Origin of the sequence: uncultured Mailhella sp., from assembly GCF_944324995.1 — a bacterium.
Classification (GTDB): Bacteria; Desulfobacterota; Desulfovibrionia; order Desulfovibrionales; family Desulfovibrionaceae; genus Mailhella.
Genome location: NZ_CALUYL010000010.1, coordinates 1 through 16,801 on the forward strand (window position 1 = coordinate 1; position 16,801 = coordinate 16,801).

Annotated in this window: 14 protein-coding genes, 1 tRNA gene, 1 pseudogene and 1 riboswitch; of the genes and pseudogenes, 6 read left to right on the forward strand and 10 right to left on the reverse strand. The window is 63.1% G+C overall.

Annotated features, from left to right (window positions below; translation table 11 throughout):
• Positions 1-225, forward strand: a pseudogene (locus tag Q0K02_RS05670) (formate dehydrogenase); the annotation flags it as partial.
• Positions 226-312: 87 nt separating this feature from the next.
• Here Q0K02_RS05670 and Q0K02_RS05675 read toward each other — a convergent pair.
• Positions 313-399 (reverse strand) — tRNA-Leu (locus tag Q0K02_RS05675).
• A gap of 64 nt (positions 400-463) precedes the next feature.
• Entirely contained in the window at positions 464-1,417 is a 954-nt protein-coding gene (locus tag Q0K02_RS05680; protein ID WP_294485889.1) for an ABC transporter ATP-binding protein, read from the reverse strand.
• Positions 1,418-1,718: 301 nt separating this feature from the next.
• Between Q0K02_RS05680 and Q0K02_RS05685 the strand changes: the two genes are divergently transcribed.
• Both Q0K02_RS05685 and feoB read left to right on the forward strand, forming a co-directional pair.
• The gene (locus Q0K02_RS05685) at positions 1,719-1,952 is read left to right on the forward strand and encodes a FeoA family protein (protein WP_294485892.1); all 234 of its coding nucleotides are present in this window, start codon (positions 1,719-1,721) and stop codon (positions 1,950-1,952) included.
• Complete coding sequence (feoB, locus tag Q0K02_RS05690) at positions 1,952-4,174, forward strand: ferrous iron transport protein B (protein WP_294485897.1); 2,223 nt, start codon at positions 1,952-1,954, stop codon at positions 4,172-4,174. Before Q0K02_RS05685 ends, feoB begins: the two co-directional genes overlap by 1 nt.
• A 334-nt stretch (positions 4,175-4,508) precedes the next feature.
• Here feoB and Q0K02_RS05695 read toward each other — a convergent pair whose 3' ends face one another.
• Positions 4,509-5,339 (reverse strand): Mrp/NBP35 family ATP-binding protein, encoded by an 831-nt coding sequence (locus Q0K02_RS05695; RefSeq protein ID WP_294485900.1) that lies wholly within the window; start codon positions 5,337-5,339, stop codon positions 4,509-4,511.
• A 286-nt stretch (positions 5,340-5,625) separates the two neighbouring features.
• Between Q0K02_RS05695 and Q0K02_RS05700 the strand changes: the two genes are divergently transcribed.
• On the forward strand, positions 5,626-5,907 hold the full coding sequence (locus Q0K02_RS05700; protein WP_294485902.1) for a hypothetical protein: 282 nt from the start codon (positions 5,626-5,628) through the stop codon (positions 5,905-5,907).
• 372 nt (positions 5,908-6,279) lie between these two features.
• On the opposite strand, the gene thiE is transcribed toward Q0K02_RS05700, so the two are convergent.
• The 7 genes from thiE to lpxI form a co-directional block, all read right to left on the reverse strand.
• On the reverse strand, positions 6,280-6,918 hold the full coding sequence (gene thiE, locus Q0K02_RS05705; RefSeq protein ID WP_294485905.1) for a thiamine phosphate synthase: 639 nt from the start codon (positions 6,916-6,918) through the stop codon (positions 6,280-6,282).
• Positions 6,919-6,927: 9 nt separating this feature from the next.
• The gene (thiF, locus tag Q0K02_RS05710) at positions 6,928-7,536 is read right to left on the reverse strand and encodes a sulfur carrier protein ThiS adenylyltransferase ThiF (protein ID WP_294485906.1); all 609 of its coding nucleotides are present in this window, start codon (positions 7,534-7,536) and stop codon (positions 6,928-6,930) included.
• A gap of 2 nt (positions 7,537-7,538) precedes the next feature.
• The gene (thiH, locus tag Q0K02_RS05715; RefSeq protein WP_294485909.1) at positions 7,539-8,690 is read right to left on the reverse strand and encodes a 2-iminoacetate synthase ThiH; all 1,152 of its coding nucleotides are present in this window, start codon (positions 8,688-8,690) and stop codon (positions 7,539-7,541) included.
• Positions 8,691-9,063: 373 nt separating this feature from the next.
• Positions 9,064-9,834 (reverse strand): thiazole synthase, encoded by a 771-nt coding sequence (locus tag Q0K02_RS05720; protein ID WP_294485910.1) that lies wholly within the window; start codon positions 9,832-9,834, stop codon positions 9,064-9,066.
• 1 nt (position 9,835) lies between these two features.
• On the reverse strand, positions 9,836-10,036 hold the full coding sequence (thiS, locus tag Q0K02_RS05725; protein ID WP_294485913.1) for a sulfur carrier protein ThiS: 201 nt from the start codon (positions 10,034-10,036) through the stop codon (positions 9,836-9,838).
• A 55-nt stretch (positions 10,037-10,091) separates the two neighbouring features.
• Positions 10,092-10,195, reverse strand: a riboswitch (TPP riboswitch).
• A 10-nt stretch (positions 10,196-10,205) separates the two neighbouring features.
• The gene (locus tag Q0K02_RS05730) at positions 10,206-11,585 is read right to left on the reverse strand and encodes a Na+/H+ antiporter NhaC family protein (protein WP_294485916.1); all 1,380 of its coding nucleotides are present in this window, start codon (positions 11,583-11,585) and stop codon (positions 10,206-10,208) included.
• Positions 11,586-11,613: 28 nt separating this feature from the next.
• Entirely contained in the window at positions 11,614-12,429 is an 816-nt protein-coding gene (lpxI, locus tag Q0K02_RS05735; RefSeq protein ID WP_294485918.1) for a UDP-2,3-diacylglucosamine diphosphatase LpxI, read from the reverse strand.
• Positions 12,430-12,735: 306 nt separating this feature from the next.
• Here lpxI and Q0K02_RS05740 point away from each other — a divergent pair, with 306 nt between their 5' ends.
• Both Q0K02_RS05740 and Q0K02_RS05745 read left to right on the forward strand, forming a co-directional pair.
• Entirely contained in the window at positions 12,736-14,676 is a 1,941-nt protein-coding gene (locus Q0K02_RS05740) for an aconitate hydratase (RefSeq protein WP_294485922.1), read from the forward strand.
• 64 nt (positions 14,677-14,740) lie between these two features.
• Positions 14,741-16,639, forward strand: coding sequence for a SurA N-terminal domain-containing protein (locus tag Q0K02_RS05745; RefSeq protein WP_294485925.1), 1,899 nt, complete (start codon positions 14,741-14,743; stop codon positions 16,637-16,639).
• Positions 16,640-16,801: the final 162 nt, after the last annotated feature.

Sequence of the window (16,801 nt, forward strand, 5' to 3'; positions counted from 1 at the left end):
GTTTCGGAAACCGTGCTGCAGTGGTGCATTTTCATTCACTTCTGCTGTGCCGGCATCATGGCCATTCTTCTGCCCGTACATATCTACATGGCTGCGCTGGCTCCGGGCGAAGGCCCCGCGCTGCGTTCCATGTTCACGGGTTTTGTGCCGGAAGAGCACATCAGGCATCATAACCCGCTGTGGTACGCCTCAATTAAAAAGAAAGGCGAACGATTGGGCGAATAAAAAGAAAAAAGCGCGGAGTGGCAACGACTCCGCGCTTTTGGGACATGAAACAAAAAAACGGAAAGCCTGAACTTTCCGTTTGAAACATGGTGCCGAAGAAGAGACTCGAACTCTTACTCCCGAACGGGAACTAGACCCTGAACCTAGCGTGTCTACCAATTTCACCACTTCGGCGCAGGAATGTTCTTAGTAAATTTGCCGTCCTTTGGCAAGTGTTTTTTTTGAGTTCGGCAAATTTTTATGCGAAAGCCTTCCAGCATCGCACGAAATGGTGCTCGCCGACGGCCCGGAGCGGCGGCTCGCGGAGGCACTGCTGCGAAGCGTGCGAGCAGCGCGGTCGGAAGGAGCAGCCTTCGGGCAGTTCGGAAGGCAGCGGAACCATGCCGGGAATGGAAGGCAGTCGTTCGCAGTTGTGATTGCCCACGAGGGGCGCGCAGGCCATGAGTCCCCGGGAATAGGGATGAAGCGGCTCGGCGAAGAATTCGGAAACCGGCGCCTGTTCCATGAGCTGTCCGGCATACATGACGGCGACGTCGTCCGCGGCTTCGGCCACCACGCCGAGATCGTGGGTGATGAGCAGCACGCCCATGTCCCTTTCGCGGGCGAGCCTGCCGAGAAGGCGCAGAATCTGCCCCTGAATGGTGATGTCGAGCGCGGTGGTGGGTTCGTCGGCCAGCAGAAGCTTGGGCGAGCAGGCCAGCGCCATGGCTATCATGACGCGCTGACGCATGCCCCCGGAAAACTGATGCGGATAATCGTTGAGCCTGCGGACGGGGTCGGGTATGCCCACGAGGTCCATGAGCTCGGCGGCGCGCTCTTCAGCCGCGCGGCCGTGCAGGCCTTCGTGGATTTCGAGAGGCTCGGCAAGCTGCTTTCCTATGCGCAGCACGGGATTCAGGGAGGTCATGGGTTCCTGGAAGATCATGGAGATGTCGCGGCCTCGCCGGTGGCGCATGTCCTTTTCTCTGAGCTTGAGCAGGTCTTCGCCTTCAAAGAGCAGGGCTCCGGAGGAAACGCGTCCCGGAGAGGGAAGCAGGCGCATGATGGAAAAGGCCGTCATGCTCTTGCCGGATCCGGATTCGCCCACGAGGCAGAGCGTGCGGCCCCGAAACAGCGAAAAACTGATGTCACGCACGACGGGAACGGAACCAAAGGATACGGTGAGATGCTGAACGTCGAGCAGGGGAAGCATGATGAAAAGCCCGCTTGCAGAAGGTAAAAACGTGCCCCGCGCCCAAGAGTGCGCGGAAAAGGACGAGGCGACTATGCCATAGCTTCAAAAGGGGGGCAAGAGACGGCCGCATGATTTGACAAGCGGGCTGCGGAAGCATAGCTTATTGAAACCGCATTTCGTATCGGGACATTCGGAATCTTCGGTCGGTTCACGACCAACTGTCCGAGAAGTCAGGCGGAAAACGTCCTGAGCTGAGTCGTCGTTCTGAATCCTCCCGGTGCGGGGAGAACAACCCTCAGCATCATCAAGGACATTTGACATGAGCATACCTCTTCGTTCTCTTCCCGTAGGCACCAAGGCGCGCATTGCATCCGTACGAGCCGATGGTGAACTGGGCCGCCGCATTCGCGACATGGGACTGGTTCCCGGAGCCGAAGTGGAAGTCATAGGCCGCGCGCCGCTGCGCGATCCCGTCGCCCTCCGCCTGCCGGGCTTTACCCTGAGCCTGCGCAACAACGAAGCTGATTTCATTCTGGTGGAGAAGGTGGACTGATGTCTTATTTTCATCATTCTGACGACGGGCGGCCGCGCAGCGAGCTGCCCACCCTCGCGCTCGCCGGAAATCCGAACTCGGGGAAGACGACCTCGTTCAACGCGCTTACGGGAGCCCGTCAGCATGTGGGCAACTATCCCGGCATCACCGTGGAGCAGAAGGAGGGCATAGCCCACTGCGACGGCGAAGCCATCCGCATCATTGATCTGCCGGGCGCCTATTCGCTCACTGCCTATACGCAGGAAGAGCGCGTGGCGCGCCGCGTCATCGGCACGGAAAAGCCGCTGGCCGTCATGGCGCTGCTCAATGCCGGCGCTCTGGAACGCAATCTCTATCTGGCCGTTCAGCTCATGGAAATGGGCGTGCCCGTTTCCATAGGCCTCAACATGATGGACGAAGCCCGCGCCATGGGCATGAGCATCGACGTCAAGGAACTGTCCCGGCGTCTGGGCGTGCCCGTGGTGGAAACCGTGGCCCGCACCGGCGAGGGATTGCAGGAATATCTGCACGAAACGCTGGCGTTCAGCCGCAAGTTCGAGGGACAGCCCTGGCGTCCGCTGAGCATTTCCTACGGGCCGGATCTTGATCCCGTGCTCAAGCATCTGACGGAATCCCTCGACGAGGAGGGCGTGGGCTGCGCGCCGTATCCCACCCGCTGGCTTGCGCTCAAGCTCTTGGAAAACGACGAGGAAATTCTTTCCGAGCTCAGTCACGACAAGCCCGAGGTCATGGAGCACGTGAAGGAGCACATCGACGAGGTGGAAGCCCATCTCAAGGCCACGCTCGGAACCAGCGCCGAGGCCATCATTGCCGACTACCGCTACGGCTACATCAGCTCTCTGCTCCGCGGCGTGCTGACGCGCCGCGACGATATCGCCCAGCGCATGGACCTCTCCGACAGGGCGGATCATATCCTCACGCATCAGATTTTCGGCCCGCTCATCATGCTCGCCATCATGTACCTCATGTACCGCATCACGTTCACGGTCGGCGAGATTCCCATGCAGTGGGTGGAAGCGCTGTTCGCCTGGCTGCGCAATCTGGTGGACGCCAATATGGCCGACGGCGTGCTGAAATCCATGATTACCTCGGGCATCATCGACGGCGTGGGCGGCGTGATGTGCTTTGTGCCGCTTATTCTGCTGATATTCATGCAGATCGCCATTCTGGAAGACTCCGGCTATATGGCGCGCATGGCCTATATGCTGGACAGAATCTTCCGCATTTTCGGTCTGCACGGGGCTTCCGTGGTTCCCTACATCCTCGGCGGCGGCATTGCCGGCGGCTGCGCCGTGCCCGGCATCATGGCGGCGCGCACGCTGCGCAGTCCCCGTGAAAAGCTGGCCACGCTGCTCACCGTGCCGTTCATGGCCTGCGGCGCCAAGCTCCCCGTGTTCATCGTGTTTTCGGGCGTGTTTTTCCCGGGCAACGAAGCGCTCGTCATGTTCGGGCTCACGCTCACCGGCTGGGTGGTGGCCATGCTCGCCGCCCGCGTGCTGCGCTCTTCCTTCATCAAGGGCCCGGCCACGCCGTTCGTCATGGAGCTGCCTCCCTACCGCATGCCCACGCTTCAGGGCATGGTCATTCACGCCGGCGAGCGCACCTGGGAATATCTGAAGAAGGCCGGAACCGTCATTCTTGCCATATCCATCGTGGTGTGGGCGGCCATGGCCTATCCTGGACTGCCCGAAGACCGGGTGCAGGCGCATGAAACCACGCTGACCGAGCTGCAGACGCAGCTTGGTGCCGCCGCGCCGGATTCCGACCTGCGCCGGAGCATTGAACACGCCATTCAGACGGAAAACGGACGCTTCAGCGAAGAAACGCTGCGTCACACCATTGCCGGACGCATCGGCTCGGCCATGGAACCGGTGACGCGCTATGCGGGCTTCGGCTGGGAAGCCAACATCTCCCTGCTGGGCGGTCTGGCGGCCAAGGAAGTCATTGTGACCACGCTGGGCACGGCCTATTCGCTGTACGACGCGGGCGAGGATTCCGGCAATCTGGCCGATTTCATCGCCAGGGACAAGAACTGGAACATTCCCTCGGTGGTGGCCTTCCTGCTGTTCGTGCTGCTTTATGCGCCCTGCTTCGTGAGCCTCGTGACCATACGCATGGAAACCGGCTCGGCCAAATGGGCGCTGTTCAGCTTTGTGTTCAACACCTGCGTAGCCATGGTGGTGGCCACCACGGCGTATCAGATTCTTTCCCGCTGGTGCTGATCTGATCTTGTAAATGCATGAAAAAGGCGTCTCCCCGTTTTCGGAGGGACGCCTTTTTCATGGACCTGTGCAGAACACGGGACGCGTGGGCTCTTTTCGACTTCGATGACTCTCGGCTCACAGGCCTTCGGCGCGCTCGACCAATCCGGGGCGCGCCGTAGAGAGAGCGGGGCCCGGCGCAGTGTTGTTTTGCCCGTCGCTGAGGCCGTTTTTTTTTGGGGGGGGAGAAGATGTTTCGTCGTCCGCGACATGGTGCAGACGGCGGGGAGGTCTGTCGCATAATAAAAAAGGGCGGAGCCGAAGCTCCGCCCCTTCGTCTTCGCAAAAGTGCGGATCAGAGCTGACTGACGGCGTCGGCCATGTCGTCCAGCCAGGGGCTCCTGACCGCTTCGATGGCTCCCTGATCGCAGGCCTTGGCGATGGAGGGATCAATCGGAATGCGGGCAATGTGGGCGATGCCGTACTGTTTGGCGATCTCTTCGAGATGGCTTTCGCCGAAGATGGCGTGGCGCTTGCCGCAGTCCGGGCATTCAAAGTAGGACATGTTTTCCACAAGGCCGATGACTGGAATGTTCAGGCCGTCGAGACGGGCCATGTTCACGGCCTTTTCCACGATCATGGACACGAGTTCCTGCGGAGAGGTGACGATGACGATGCCGTCGATGGGCAGGGACTGATACACGGTCAGCGGCACGTCGCCGGTTCCGGGAGGCATGTCCACGAACATGTAGTCCACGTTGTTCCAGATGACTTCGGACCAGAACTGCGTCACCACGTTGGCGATGACGGGACCGCGCCAGACCACGGGATCGGTGTCGTGTTCCAGCAGAAGGTTCATGGAGGCAATGTCCACGCCGGTGGCGGAGCGCACGGGGTTCAGGCCCAGCTGCGTGCCGGACATGCGCTGGGTGAGCCCGAACAGACGGGGAATGGAGGGTCCGGTAATATCGGCATCAAGCACGGCGGCATGGGAACCCCGGCTCTGCATCTTGGAGGCGAGCAGGCCCGTGACGAGGGACTTGCCTACGCCGCCCTTGCCGCTGACGACGCCGATGACCTTCTTGACGGTGGAGAACTTGTGCAGCTTCACCTTCATATCGACAGGTTCGGTGCGTTCCGCGCAGTCCTGGCCGCAGCTGCCGCACTTGTGATCGCAATCGCTCATAGTAAGACTTCCTTTGTTGTCCCGACGGACGGTGCGCCGGGTAATCTACGTCTCTTTCCTATAGTGCTTTCCCCGGGCTCTGACAAGTCGGAACCTTGTCGGCCGCGCCTTCGGAGAAAGTGCGCTGTCGTCTCGCCGGGAGCGTGAGTGATGGAAGCGCCGTCCCGGACGCGGGAGGGGCGGAAAGCGCCGCGGGAGAGAGCCCTGCACTGTTTATTTTCGGAGAAAAGCGCCGTATGCTGCGCCGACGGAACGCATGATGCGCGCCGAAAGCATCGGAGCTTGTATGACCAGATTTGAATTTCATGACGCCGCGGGCAACGTCCACGGCTTTGACACCTATGCCGAGGCCGAGGCTTTTGCCCTGAACTGCGGCTATGTGTTTGTGACGAGCCGCAGCATTCTGGAGGGCGCGAAGGAGCGCATTTCGTATTTTCTTGCGCCAGGCGACGCGCCCGAGGGCGTGACGGAGGAATCCACGCTCTTTCCCATCCTGCTGGCAAAGTATCCCGAATGGAAGGAGCCGCGCATCATGCCCGTGATGACGGTGGAAATCGACGAGCGGTAGTTGTCTTTCGCGTCGCGGCGCGGGACGAGTTGAGACTGCGCGCCGTTTCCCCTGACGGTGATGCACGGGGACAATTCTTCCCGTGCAACGCCCGATTGGCCTGACGCATTGCGGCGACGCACGCAGAGAAAAGACCGGAGCGCACGGGACGGTTCCGCCGATTATTTGCAGCGGAGCGCGGGAGCGGGGATGGCTGGAGCCATCAGCCGCGGCGCACGGTTTTGCCTGCCTGCCGCAGAACGCAGCCGGGGGAACGATTGCGGGCGTCAGGAGGACGCGCTCTTCGGCAGAAACAACGCGCAGCGCGGGCCCGGGACGGACGCGCGCCGCAACAATGCCGGATTCGGCGGAGGCGGGCTTTTGCCAGCCCTCTCAGCCTCGACGCATGGCGGCCCGCACGGCGCGCACTTTTTCCGCAATGTCCGGAGTGCCCACGAGTTCGGAGACAAGCGCGCAGCACTTTGCGCCCCGCCGCGTCACTTCCGCAATGTTGTGCTCCTTGATGCCGCCGATGGCCACGAAGGGCAGGCGGATATTGGCGACCACCCATTCCAGATAGGAAAATCCCACGGGCGAGCACACGTCTTCCTTGGTCTGCGTGGCGAAGATGGGCCCCACGCCGATGTAGTCGGCTCCGGCAGCCACGGCCGCCCGGGCCTGTTCGGGGCTGTGTGTGGAGAGTCCGATGATCTTGTCCGGGCCGAGCAGGCGGCGGACTTCCGGCACGGGAAGATCGTCCTGACCGACATGAACGCCGTCGGCGTCCACGATCATGGCGATGTCCACGTGATCGTTGACGATGAAGCAGGCTCCGGCCTCCAGCGTGAGGCGGCGGAGCAGACGGCACTCTTCCAGCATGACGCCGGCATGAGCGTGCTTTTCGCGGTACTGCAGAATCTTCACGCCTGCGGAAAGCAGGGCGCGGGCCTGTTCCTCCACGCTGCGCCCGAGGGCGAGGCGGGAATCGGTAAGGGCGTAAACGTCGGTTTCGCCGGGAAGTATGCGGGGCATGACGAATCCTTAAAGTAAATCTTTAATTGTTCCCGTGAGCAGCCATTCGAGGGCCGCGTCGGCCTGCATGGCGGCGCACTGCATGACGCGCGGAGCCAGGGGCGGACATTCGGCGATGTCGCTTTTCATGTCGCCCACCACAACGAGATTGCCCATGCGGCGGCGGCGCATGGCAAAACCGCCCACGCCTCCCATGCCGGAGCCGCACACGACGATCTTGCCCGCGGCCGCGGCCGCCGAGGCAAAGAGCGCCTTGGTGGAAGCGTTGTCCAGCGCCTCTATCCAGATGTCGGCTTCGGGCAGCAGCGCGGGAATGTTGTCGCGACTCAGCCACATCATGCGGGCGTCCACGCGAAGGTCCGGGTTCAGCGCCAGAAGCTGTTCGGCAAGGGCTTCCACCTTGGGCCGTCCCACGTGGGCGGGAAAGTAGTGCTGACGGTTGAGGTTGGAAGGCTCCACCTTGTCGCCGTCGATGACGATCAGGCGTCCTGCGCCCGAGCGGGCAAGCATCATGGCCGCGTTGGAGCCGAGACCGCCCGCGCCGGCAATGCCCACGCAGGCGGCCTTCATCCGCCTCCGCTGTTCTTCGGTAAAGCAGGAAAGAACGCCGGCAAGCATGACTAGAAGTCGCAGGCTTCCCAGTCCTTGGCCACGGCCTGATAGCCCAGCGCGGCAAGGTCATGGGTCATTTCCTGCACGGAACGGTGATCGGAAATGTCGAACTGGCCGGAGTTTTCGGCTTCCACCACGCGGCCGCCCACGGCCGTGGACACGCCCGCCGACACGCGGGTGACGCCGATGGGCACGATGTGATTGCGCATGTTCGCGCTCTCGCGGCTCGACACCGTGATGCCGCAGCGCGGCAGGAAGCAGCGCAGCGCGGTGATGTACTGCACGAACTGGCGGTCGTCCACGCCGTGCTTGACTTCAAAGCTGCCTTCGTGCGGGCACATGCGCGGCACGGACAGGCCGATGTCCACGCCGGGGAAGTGCTTTTGCAGCCACCAGGCGTGCAGCCCGGTGCAGAAGGCGTCCTGAATGAAGTCGTCGAGACCCATGAGCGCGCCTATGCCCACGCTGTGCATGCCCGCCTTGGCTGCGCGGGCGGGCGTGTTGAGACGCCACAGAAAGTCGTGCTTGGGCCCTGCCGGATGCAGCCATTCGTACAGTTCGCGGTTGTAGGTTTCCTGGAACATGGTCATGCTGTCCACTCCGCTTTTGATGAGCATGCGGTATTCGTCCAGCGTGAGGGAATAGACTTCCACGCCCACGGAGGCGAAGCGGGGCTTGATGCGTTCGGCCACGTCCGCAATGTAGCGGGGCGAGGCGATGTGACGCGCGTCGCCCGTGAGCAGAAGAATATGGCTTATGCCCGCGTCGGCCAGAGCAAAGGCTTCGGCCGCGGCTTCATCGACCGTGAGGTGGCGGCGCTTCTGATGGTTGTCGGCGTTGAAGCCGCAGTAGCGGCAGTGATTCGTGCAGATGTCGGAAACGTAGAGCGGCGAGAAGATGTTGACCGCGCGTCCGAAAAACCGGAGCGTGATTTCGCGGGAGCGCTGAGCCATCTGCTCCAGAAAGGGAGCCGCAGCCGGGGAAAGCAGCGCCATGAAGTCTTCGGGGCGCAGCACGTCCTTGTCCAGAGCGGCGAGCACGTCGTGCTCCGTGGCTTTGGCGGCCAGTTCCGCGCGGCGTTCGCGGGGCCATTCGGCCAGACATTCGTCGAAATGCGCCTCTCCCGGCGCAAAGGTATCAGCCAGAACAGGAGTATCCATAAATTTGAGCCTTTATTTCAATGTCGGAGGCAGGTTCGGCGGATGTCGAACCTGCTTCGCGCTGCCGCCGTCGCATTGCGCGCGGCAGAGAGAGAATCGGAAAAGCGCCCGGCAAAGGACGCGCGCGGCGTTCCGGTGCGGGCGGTGAGAGCGTTTTTTTCGGCAATCGCCCGGAGTTTGACATGGCCGGGAGCGGACGCCGACGCCTGCAAAGGGCGCAGAGCATGCTCCGGCCGGAGAAGGCCGCAGGAGAAGGACTACGGCGTCCGGCGCGGAGCATGGACGCGTCACGGGCTGAGACCGGCTCCGGCCTGAACGGAGGAGTCTTTTGCCCTGCGGCAGGATTCCCGCATGGGGAACCGCCGCTCTTTTGCTAACGCAGGAAGCCCGTCAGCGGGGAGGAGGCCACGGCTCCGCCGGAATGCACGGCCCCGGCTCCGGCAAGGAACGCGGTCCGGCCGGCTTCCACGGCGCGGCGGAAGGCGGAGGCCATGGCCACGGGATCGTCGGAAGAGGCGATGCCGGTATTGACCAGGCAGGCGGCCGCGCCCATTTCCATGGCTTCGCAGGCCTGCGAAGGACGGCCTATGCCGGCGTCCACCACGATGGGCAGGTCGATTTCTTCAATGAGAATGCCGATCATTTCCCTGGTGCGCAGGCCGCGGTTGGTGCCGATGGGCGAGCCCAGAGGCATGACGGCTGCGGCTCCGGCGTCCACGCAGGCACGGGCCACGTAGAGATCGGGATTGATGTAGGGCAGCACGGTGAAGCCTTCCTTGACCAGCATTTCCGTGGCCTTGGCGGTTTCGTAGCCGTCGGGCAGCAGATGCCGGGTGTCGGAAATGACTTCGATTTTGATCCAGTTGCCGCAGCCGGCGGCACGGGCCAGGCGCGCGAGGCGCACGGCTTCTTCGGCGTTGCGCGCGCCGGAGGTGTTGGGGAGCAGGCGCATGGAGGAGGGAATGTGTCCCATGACTCCGGTACCGCCCTTGTCCACGCGGCGCATGGCCACGGTGATGACCTGTGCGGCGCTGGCCTCGCAGACGGCGGGAATGAGGGCGTCGTCGCTGTATTTTCCGGTTCCGATGAAAAGGCGGCTGTCGAGTTCCACGCCGCCGATGACGAGCTTGTCGGACTGCTGCATGTTAACCTCCTCCCACAAAGTGCAGGAGCTCCAGGCTGTCGCCCGGGTTGAGACGTACGGCAGCGAAGTTGTCTTTGGCAACGATGTCTCGATTGAGCTCGGCGACCACGACGCCGGGGTCGAGCCCGCGTCCGATGATGAAGTCGAGCAGGGTAAGGCCTTCGGTGATTTCTTCTGTTTCGCCGTTGACGGTGATGCGCATGGAAACCTCGCTGGGATAAAAAAAACGTCCACCAAAGGGGCGGACGTGAGGTTTCTGCAACGAAACCGAGCTTCCCTTCGGCAGTGCTGGCTGCATCAGGTTCCAAGGGTCAGAGGCATTATCCTCTTTCTCAGCCGTGAGGCTCCCCTAGCTGGTGAACGAACTGTTTTTAATCCCGGTGATGTTTTTTTGCAAGAAAAAACTGGAATATGGGTCTGGGGCAGGACTGATGCACGCTGCGGGAGCGCAGGGACCAGTAGAGGGGCACCATCCAGAGATAGAGGGCAAAGGGAATGATGACGGCTCCCTGCTGCAGGGTGAGGCTGCACATGGAAAAGGCGATGCTCCACGGCAGCACGGCGGAGAGCAGCACCACGCTGTTTTCCAGATACATGGCCATTTCGCGGCGGTTGTGCTGTGCCTGGGCGCAGAGCTGACGGGTGAGGATGATGGAAAGGGTCTGGTTGCAGGAAAGGCCGGTGGTGAGAAGGCCCACCAGGGCCGTGGCGCGGAAGGCGCCGATGCGTTCGGCGAGCGCTTCGACCATGTGCTCGAAGCTGTCCAGCAGGCCGGATTTTTCGAACAGGGCGGAGTACGAGGAGGAAATGGCCACGATGGCTGCCACGTTGAGCATGGAGAGCATGCCGCCGCCCTTGAGCATGGCAAGTTCCGGCAGCGGGGGAAGGTAGCCGAGCGTCATGGCGGAGAGCAGCGTGAGAACGGGCGTTTTCTGAAAGACGAGGGACGCGCCGAAGGCAAGCGCGATGCTGACGGCCATGGCGATTTTGACGTTGACGCGCAGCACGCCGAGCACGAGAACGGCCAGGGCCGGAAGCAGCACCCAGAAGTTGAACACGAAGTTTTCGCGCAGAGCGTCGGTGGCGCCTTCGGGCATGACGTGTTCGGGGCCGAAGAGGGAGAGCAGGGCGTAGCCTGCGCAGGTGAGCAGAAAGGGAGCGGCGCCGTTGCGCAGCATGCGCTTGAAGTTGCCGTAGATGTCGGTGTGGGTGAGCGCGCAGACGAGCGCGGCGCTGGAGGACATGGGGGAGCAGCGGTCGCCCACGTACACGCCGCTCAGAATGGCTCCGCCCACGAGCACTTCGTTGAAGCCTGCGGTGTGGGCCATGAGCATGCAGACCACGCCGAGGGTGCTCACGGAGCCGAAGGCCGTGCCGATGAGCGTGCTCAAAGCGGCGCAGAGCAGAAAGCTCCAGAGCACGAAGAAGGTGGGATTGATGAGCGCCAGGGCCCAGTCGATGAGCATGGGAATGGTGCCGCTTATGCGCCAGATGCCCGTGAGCATGCCGATGAGCGTGAATATGACGAGGATGTTGGAAATGCGCCGCACGCCGCGCAGAAGCAGACGCAGCACTTCGGGCATGGGAATGCCCGTGCTGCGGGCGTAGCCGCCGAAGCAGAACACGCCGAAGCCGAGGGCCCAGAGAAGAGAACGGCCGGCGGCGATGCAGAGGACGAGGCCGCCCACGAAGAGGCCGAGCGTGACGAGCTGGCCGCGGGAGACGCGGCCTGCGGACGAAGAGGAAGACATGGCGATATCCTGAAGGTGCGGGGAGGGATCAGGCGAAGTCGTCGGGCAGGGCCACCACGGCAAGACCGTGTTCGTCGGCGAGACGGAGCGCTTCTTCGCGGTCGAAGAACAGCGTTTTTCCGGCCTGAATGGCCAGAGCGGCGTAATGATGCTCCACCAGATTGCGGATGGTGGACAGGCCCACGGAAGGCAGATCGACGCGTTCGTCCTGTCCGGGCTTGACCATTTTGATGGCGATGCAGCCTGCGCCGCCGAGTTCTGCGCCGCGCTTCAGGGCGGCGTCCGTGCCTTCGAGGCACTCCACGGCCATGACCATGCCTTCGCGCACGACAAGGCACTGACCGATGTCGAAGGAGCCCATGGCGCGGGCGATGGGCCAGCCGTAGCGGATGTCCTTCCATTCGTCGTCGGTGGGGGCGCGGCGGGTGAGGGTTCCGCCCGGGGCGCGCAGTCCCGGCGCGAGATCCACGGCGGCCACCACGTGAATGCCGTCCTTTTCTATGTCGGCCATGATGGCGCGCAGAAGAGCGTCGTCGCCTTTTTTCTTCAGGGAGAAGAGGAGCTTTGCGGCGCGCCAGTCGGGGCGGAACTCGAGCGCCTTGGGCTTGCTGATGGAACCGGCCATGCACACGCGCGAGACGCTGTGCTCCTTGAAGAAGCCGATCATGCGGCTGAGCTGGCCCAGATGGAGCAGTTCAAACACGTCGGCGCACTCGGCGGTGGCGGGATCGGTATGCCCCTGAAATCCGCAGACGACCACGCCGAGCCCTGCGGCGCGGGCCTCCTGTGCCACAAGGCGGGGAAACTGGCCGCCGCCCGCGATGATGCCGATATTCTCTGCCATGACAACTCCGAATAAAGAAAAAAATCGGAAGCAGTATAAGCGCATCTTTCGAGCTTCGCAACCGCGGCGCGGCTCCTTCCGGGCATTTTTCCGCGGCGCAGAGCGCAGAAAAAGCTCGCCGCGCGTCGTCGGGCGGCCATATCGGCGCTTGCCCTCCGGTCATTATCCTTGTATAAATGGGGCTCTTCCAGAAATGTCCGGGAACAGCCCCGCGCCGCAGGCCGGGGCGGAGCCGCGGATTTGCTGCGGCCTTTTGCACGAAAGGCGCGCATGACGGCCGGAACGTCGGCCATGAAAGGTTTTGCCATGAATATTGCTCACAAGATCATCAGCGCCCACCTCGTGGAAGGGGACATGGTTCCCGGAAAGGAGATCGGCCTTCGCGTGGATCAGACGCTCACCCAGGACGCCACCGGCACCATGGCCTGGCTTCAGTTCGAAGCCCTCGGCCTGCCTTCCGTCCGCACCGAACTTTCGGTGAGCTACGTGGATCACAATACCCTGCAGATGGGGTTCCGCAATCCTGACGACCACCGCTTCCTGCGCACGTCTGCGCAGCATTTCGGCGCGGTGTATTCCGCTCCCGGCTCCGGCATCTGCCATCAGCTGCATCTGGAAAACTTCGCCCGTCCCGGACGCGTTCTTCTCGGTTCCGACAGCCACACTCCCAACGCCGGCGGCATGGGCTGCCTCGCCATGGGCGCGGGCGGTCTTTCCGTGGCGCTCGCCATGGCCGGAGAACCCTACAGCATTCCCATGCCCAAGGTGGTGAAGGTGTGGCTTACCGGCCGTCTCACCGGCTGGGCGCAGGCCAAGGACGTCATTTTGCACATGCTCTCCCGCCTGAGCGTGAAGGGCGGCGTGGGTCGCATTTTTGAATACTGCGGCCCCGGCGTGAGCACGCTTTCCGTGCCGGAACGCGCCACCATCACCAACATGGGCGCGGAACTCGGAGCCACGGGCTCCCTGTTCCCCTCCGACGAGCGCACCCGCGAATTTCTCCGTCAGATGGGCCGCGAGCAGGACTGGGAACCTCTCTATGCCGACGAGGGCTCGCAGTACGACGAGGAAATGGAAGTGGATCTTTCCTCCATCGTGCCTCTGGCGGCGCGTCCGCACATGCCCGACAACGTGGTTCCCGTGGCGGAACTGGCCGGGCTGCACGTGGATCAGGTGGCCATGGGCTCCTGCACGAACTCTTCCTACGCCGATCTGCATCTGGTGGCCGAAACCCTGCGCGGACGCCGCGTCTGCCCCGAAACGGATACCTGCATGGCTCCCGGCTCGCGTCAGGTGCTGGCCATGCTCACGGAAGAAGGCTCGCTCGCCTCGCTTCTGGAAAGCGGCGTGAGACTGCTGGAATGCGCCTGCGGTCCGTGCATAGGCATGGGCAGCTCGCCCGTGTCCGGCGGCGTTTCGGTGCGCACCTTCAACCGCAACTTTGAAGGCCGCAGCGGCACCCGCGACGCGCAGGTGTATCTGGTGAGCCCGGTCACGGCGGCGCAGTGCGCCATCCACGGCTGCTTCACCGATCCCGCCACCTGGGGAGAAGCTCCCGCGCATCCCGATTTCCCCGCCCGCGTGCCGGACGGCCGTCATCATTTCCTGTTCCCCGCCGCCACGGAAGAAGAACGCGCGAAGGTGGAAATTCTGCGCGGACCCAACATCGTGGCGCTCGAAACCTTTGAAGCGCTTCCCGCGGAACTTTCCGGCGAAGTCACCCTCAAGGTGGGCGACGGCATCACCACCGACCACATCATGCCCGCGGGCGCGGAAATCACCGCGCTGCGCTCCAACGTTCCTGCCATTTCCCGCTATGTGTTCAGCCGCACCGACGAAGGCTTCGTGGCCCGTCAGGACGGCGTGAAGGCCGCGGGCAGGGCCGGCGTCATCGTGGCCGGGGAAAACTACGGACAGGGCTCCAGCCGCGAACATGCGGCGCTGGCCCCGCGTCATCTCGGCGTGCGCGCCGTGCTGGCCAAGTCCTTTGCCCGCATTCATCGCGCCAATCTCATCAACTTCGGCATCCTTCCGCTCATTTTCGTGGACGGCGCCGACTACGACCGCATGGCGCTCGGCAACGGCGTTACGCTCGACGCTTCTTCCATGACCGCCGGCGGAGAAGCCGTGCTCAAGGTGGAAGGCGTGGGCGACGTGCGCGTCCGCAACGACCTTTCCGACAAGGAATGGGCCGTGCTCAAGGTCGGCGGCCTGCTCAACGCCGTGCGCGCCCGCCGCGCCGGATAACGGGAATCATATCGGGCCGTCCGCGGCTGCGTAACATCAATACAACAATAAGCAAGGAGTCGTCATGCTGGACGGCATCAGAGCCAATGCCCAGTCGTGGGGCGTAAAGCTGGCTTTCGGCATCATCATTGTGGTCTTTGTGTTCTGGGGCATCGGATCCTACTCCGGTCCCAAGGGACTGGTGGCTTCCGTCAACGGCCGGAACATCACCGAGGTGGAGTTTCAGCGCGCCTACGCCATGATGGAAGACAACGTGCGCCGTTCCATTCCGAACGTCACGTCGGAAATGCTGGAAAGCTTCCAGCTCGAACAGCGCGTGCTGCAGTCCCTCATGCAGGAAAAGCTCATTGAGGACGAGGCCGAACGCGCCGGTCTGACCATCAGCCCCTACGAGCTGCGCGCCGCGCTCGAACAGCTTCCCTTCTTCCAGAAGGACGGCAAATTCGACGCCGACACCTACCGCGAAGTGCTGAGCAAGAACCACATCACGCCCCGCCAGTTTGAAACGGATCAGGCGAAGTCCATGCTTCCGGCCAAGCTTCAGCGCCTGGTGACGGCGGGCGCCTACGTGGATCCTTCCGCGGTGAAGGCCATCTTCGACTACGCCGCCGAACGCCGCCGCGTGGACTACATTCTGTTCCCGGCCTCGGCGCACATGGACAAGGCCGCGCCTTCCGACGAAGAAGTCGCCAAGACCTACGAGGCGCAGAGCGCGAACTTCACGGTGCCGCCGAGCGTGAACGTGGAGTTCATCCGCCTCGATCCCGCCGTCATGGGCGATCCCGCCTCCATTTCCGACGCTGATCTTCGCGCCGCCTACGACGCCCGCAAGAACCAGTTTACGGAAGAAGAAAAGATTCATGCCCGTCACATTCTCGTGCGCGTGCCCGCGAACGCTCCCGAAGCCGACGTGAAGAAGGCCGAAGAGCAGATCAAGGCGCTTGAGGCCCGCATCCGCGGCGGCGAGGACTTCGCCGAAGTGGCCAGGAGCGGTCAGGACGGCACGGCGGAGCAGGGCGGCGATCTCGGCTGGTTCACCGCCGGTCAGATGGTGCCCGAGTTCTCCAAGGCCGCGTTTGCCCTGAAGGACGGCGAAGTGTCCGCCCCCGTGCGCACGCAGTTCGGCTTCCATCTTATTAAGAAGGAAGAGCACAAGCCCGCCGTGACCCACAGCTTCGACGAAGTGAAGGACAGCCTGCGCACCCAGCTCGCCACCGAAGCCGCCGGCCGCGGTCTGGAAGAGAAGGCCGACGTCGTTCTGGCGCAGGCGCTGGCCGGCAAGAGCATGGACGAAGCCGCCAGGGCCGCGTCCGTGGCGGCCGTGAAGGCCGAAAGCACCGGACTCATTTCCGCCGAGGAACTGGGCCAGAAGCTCGACATCCGCGATTCCGACGTGCAGACCATTCTTGCCGCCGCGTCGGGTACGGTGCTGGATTCCGCCGTGCCGTCCGGCAACGCGCTCCTGGTGGTGAAGGTGCTGGAAAGCAAGCCGCAGAGCGTGAAGCCTCTGGAAGAAGTGCGTCCCCTCATCGTGGAATTCCTCACCCGTCAGAAGGCCGCGGAAATGGCCATGGACGACGCCCGCAAGGCCCGTGCCGCCTTCCAGAACGGCAAGCCCGCCGAAGGCGCGGAAATCAAGACTTCCGAACCCTTCGGCCGCGACGGCAACATCGCCGATCTCATTGCCGATCCGGCGCTTGCGCAGGCCGCCTTCGCCGTGCCGCAGGTTTCCGACGCGTGGCTCAACGACCCGTATCGCGTGCAGGACGGCGCCGTGCTGGCGCGCGTGTCCGCCATCGAGGCTCCTTCGGAAGATGAATGGAAGGCCGCCGCGCAGGACATGCAGGCCCGCATGACGAACGACCGGGCGAATCTGGTGTATCAGGTCTATCTGACCCAGCTCGGCTCGCAGGCCAAGGTGAAGATGTACAATTCGCCGCTCCTGGCCAAGACGAACAAGTAAGCTTCGGGCCGGAACGAAATTCTCGTTCCGGCCCTTTTGCTTTTTGGCGCGCAAAAGCGTATGCTTGCAGGGCAAGGTCGCGCTGCGTGTCTTTTCAGGCTTGCAGAGTCCGGAATCCGGGTTGATCCTGGGGAAACATCCCTTCACCCGCAGACCGGACGC

Coding starts and splice junctions, on each gene's coding strand:
- Q0K02_RS05680 (WP_294485889.1), bottom strand. CDS start 1,417: ATGCTTCCCCTGCTCGACGTTCAGCATCTCACCGTATCCTTTGGTTCC.
- Q0K02_RS05685 (WP_294485892.1), top strand. CDS start 1,719: ATGAGCATACCTCTTCGTTCTCTTCCCGTAGGCACCAAGGCGCGCATT.
- feoB (WP_294485897.1), top strand. CDS start 1,952: ATGTCTTATTTTCATCATTCTGACGACGGGCGGCCGCGCAGCGAGCTG.
- Q0K02_RS05695 (WP_294485900.1), bottom strand. CDS start 5,339: ATGAGCGATTGCGATCACAAGTGCGGCAGCTGCGGCCAGGACTGCGCG.
- Q0K02_RS05700 (WP_294485902.1), top strand. CDS start 5,626: ATGACCAGATTTGAATTTCATGACGCCGCGGGCAACGTCCACGGCTTT.
- thiE (WP_294485905.1), bottom strand. CDS start 6,918: ATGCCCCGCATACTTCCCGGCGAAACCGACGTTTACGCCCTTACCGAT.
- thiF (WP_294485906.1), bottom strand. CDS start 7,536: ATGCTTGCCGGCGTTCTTTCCTGCTTTACCGAAGAACAGCGGAGGCGG.
- thiH (WP_294485909.1), bottom strand. CDS start 8,690: ATGGATACTCCTGTTCTGGCTGATACCTTTGCGCCGGGAGAGGCGCAT.
- Q0K02_RS05720 (WP_294485910.1), bottom strand. CDS start 9,834: ATGCAGCAGTCCGACAAGCTCGTCATCGGCGGCGTGGAACTCGACAGC.
- thiS (WP_294485913.1), bottom strand. CDS start 10,036: ATGCGCATCACCGTCAACGGCGAAACAGAAGAAATCACCGAAGGCCTT.
- Q0K02_RS05730 (WP_294485916.1), bottom strand. CDS start 11,585: ATGTCTTCCTCTTCGTCCGCAGGCCGCGTCTCCCGCGGCCAGCTCGTC.
- lpxI (WP_294485918.1), bottom strand. CDS start 12,429: ATGGCAGAGAATATCGGCATCATCGCGGGCGGCGGCCAGTTTCCCCGC.
- Q0K02_RS05740 (WP_294485922.1), top strand. CDS start 12,736: ATGAATATTGCTCACAAGATCATCAGCGCCCACCTCGTGGAAGGGGAC.
- Q0K02_RS05745 (WP_294485925.1), top strand. CDS start 14,741: ATGCTGGACGGCATCAGAGCCAATGCCCAGTCGTGGGGCGTAAAGCTG.